Raw genomic sequence first — 2,676 nt, 5'->3', positions numbered from 1 at the left:
GCAGACATCCCTCAAACCGGCAGCGTAATTTCGCAGACGAGCCCGTCTTTGCGCCAATCAAAGCGAACTTTTCCCTTTTGCTGGGTAATCATTTGTTCGACGATACGGGTACCGAACCCCGTTCGCGTTGGTTCCAGCGCAACTGGACCACCGGTTTCCATCCAGAGTAGCCGGATTGTACCGGTAGCGCCGTGTGACCATTCCAAGCGGACGTGGCCTTCAGGCGTGGACAAGGCGCCGTATTTCGCGGCATTCGTCGCTAGCTCATGCAACGCTACCGCAACTGCCTGGGCGGCGTCTGGCGCTAATAGAGTTTGTGGACCATCTGTGAACGTTCGCTTCCCATCGGAATAGGGAGCTAGTTCCTGTATCGCAATCGCCGAAATTTCCGCACCAATCCAACGCGTTTCCACGAAAAGCGAGCAAACATTTGCGAGTGCCTGGATGCGTCCACCGATTACCTCTTTGAGGCCTTCAGGCGAGCTCGACTGAGATAGATTGACCGTTGCCATCGCGTTCGCGAGCAAGTTCTTGCTGCGGTGTTCGGCCTCCCGGGCCAAGGTCGCGATCAGCTCCTGATTTTTCTTCTGCTCGGTAGTATCTCTCGCAATCTTTGATGCGCCGACGATTTTGCCGTTTGCATCCTTAACAGGAGAAACGGTCAGCGACACGACGATCAAGCTGCCGTTCTTGCGTTGTCGAACGGTCTCAAAATGGTCGATGCGCTCACCACGTCGGACGCGAGTCAAAATCTCACGTTCTTCGCTTTGCCGATCCTGTGGGATCACAAGCGTAATCGGCTGACCAATGGCCTCGCTGAGAGAGTAGCCGAAGACGCGCTCGGCACCGCTATTCCAGCTTGTAATGATGCCATCGAGATTTTTGCTAATAATCGCATCATCACTAGACTCGATTATGGAAGCCAGCCAGCGCAACCTCTGTTCGCTTTCGCGAAGGGCCGCTTCGACCTCCCCAGGCGTGAGCGCAATTTCTAGATTGGCTTTCTGCGTCATTAGCACCCCTAGACACGGCCCCTTAAGGCAAGGCTATAGCACGTTGTTCTCGGCTAGGGAGGGTTTTGGATGGCCGCTTCGGGTCCGTCAGCCATCTCGCGGAGAACTCTCCGGGCCTCCAGAGTGCCGCTAAGGGCAGCTCGCTCTGCGCAAATCCTTTGAAGCTTTCGAAAGTCGCTCATGGCTGGCCAGAACCACGGGGGGAGACTATGTTCAAAATAGCACACTAGGACACTGCCGGATCTAACTTAGGACACTCGTGGTCAAATACCGACCGAGAACGCTGCGAACCGCGGCTGCGCCACGTCAACTTCCTCTTTGGGTCCGTCGTCGAGAGCTTTTACCGCTGGACGGTCTGTACGAGCAGAAGTTGCTAGCGGGCCAAAAGAGGCCGATTAGTCGAGCTGGACGCCTCGCCAGATGCGGCCAGTTCGTGAGCACATGTGAAGCGAAGCAAAACGCTCGTGGCGCGGTCGGTCGTCCGATGCTGATGAAAGTGAGTGTGAATGACTGTTTTCTCGGGCTCGGTATTCGCGATGGAAGTTGACGGCAAAGCTACGTTCGCGTTCGAGGCGAAGAATTTCCGGGAAGCCTGCGAGTTGTGCAAAGAGGACTGGGTTCGTGACGACTTGACCGCGATTACATCGAACGGCCTCCCGCTTTGCTCCTCGACGGCCAAGTTGACAGTTCGCAGAGCTGACGAAGCCGAGATTGTCATCTATCGAGACGCAGCTATCCAAGCTCAGACCGAAGACTTGGTCCTGGCATATCTTGTCGATTTGGATCGAGCGTAGCGACCTTCCCTGTGGCGCTCCCTTCTAAGAAGAGAGGGACATCCATCTACTACTTCTGCTCTGGGTCAAAAAGCGAAGACTGTTCCTCGATGTCGTCTTGACCATCTGGCGCAAATCATCCTCGCACTTATTGTGGGCGGCGGGGCCCCCGGACTGGTTCTTTGTCAGCCATGGGTGGCATCCTAAAACACTGGCGGCCGGCGCCCACTGAGGTGCCTTAGTCTCTGTCCATTGAGAAACTTACGGATGGCCATGCTTCTTGTTCGGGGGGAAAGAGGCCACCTTACGAGCGCCGTCCCATAGCTCAACGCCGCAGCCATCCACAAAGCGTTGCGCCTCAACCACAGCGGCGTCGTCATCGTCGCACTCGATAATGTCCGGCATACTTTGGATGTGGCCGGAGTCGTCAACTCGGTAAACGCGGTATCCCGCCATAGCCCCCACCGTGCATTGCGGGGGGAACTCTAGTGCTCAGAACGGAAGTAGGCCACTCACAAAACCACGGAAGTGGAAAACTGACTCCGACAACTGGGACGGGCTTACTCTTTGTCGTTCCGATAAGCTCTGAGTTCCACGCGCATGGTGGCGCTTTCGAGGTGGCTAGCCGACAAGCCCTGCGGACTTCCTCGGAAACACGCGCGAGGACTTCCCTCTGCGCCCTGAGCTGGCGGGCTTCGTCGATAGCAAGTTCGGCGCGGGTGAGTACGGAATCGGGCATCCGCCGAAAATGCTCCGGCGCAAACTAAGTTGCTATTTCATATGTTTAGTTCGCAGATCACGCCGCCGCGAAAATCAAACTAGGCCACTGCGGATGGAAACAGGCCAGTACCAGGTTGAGGATAAGAACAATTTAGCAACCTAAAACCTTT

At 55.9% G+C, this 2,676-nt stretch carries 2 protein-coding genes; one reads left to right on the top strand and one right to left on the bottom strand.

What is annotated here, in order from left to right; genetic code table 11:
- Positions 1-11: 11 nt before the first annotated feature.
- The gene (locus IVB41_RS24795) at positions 12-1,013 is read right to left on the bottom strand and encodes a PAS domain S-box protein (protein ID WP_247435875.1); all 1,002 of its coding nucleotides are present in this window, start codon (positions 1,011-1,013) and stop codon (positions 12-14) included.
- 506 nt (positions 1,014-1,519) lie between these two features.
- Here IVB41_RS24795 and IVB41_RS24790 point away from each other — a divergent pair.
- Positions 1,520-1,807, top strand: coding sequence for a hypothetical protein (locus IVB41_RS24790; protein ID WP_247435872.1), 288 nt, complete (start codon positions 1,520-1,522; stop codon positions 1,805-1,807).
- The last annotated feature ends 869 nt before the right edge of the window (positions 1,808-2,676 follow it).

The organism is Bradyrhizobium sp. 44 (genome assembly GCF_023073095.1).
Lineage (GTDB): Bacteria > Pseudomonadota > Alphaproteobacteria > Rhizobiales > Xanthobacteraceae > Bradyrhizobium.
Note: the sequence above shows the minus strand (reverse complement) of the source record. Positions and strands in the feature narration are given on the sequence as shown.

Excerpts from the sequence above, each read along its gene's own strand:
- IVB41_RS24795 (WP_247435875.1), bottom strand. The coding sequence starts at position 1,013 with ATGACGCAGAAAGCCAATCTAGAAATTGCGCTCACGCCTGGGGAGGTC.
- IVB41_RS24790 (WP_247435872.1), top strand. The coding sequence starts at position 1,520 with ATGACTGTTTTCTCGGGCTCGGTATTCGCGATGGAAGTTGACGGCAAA.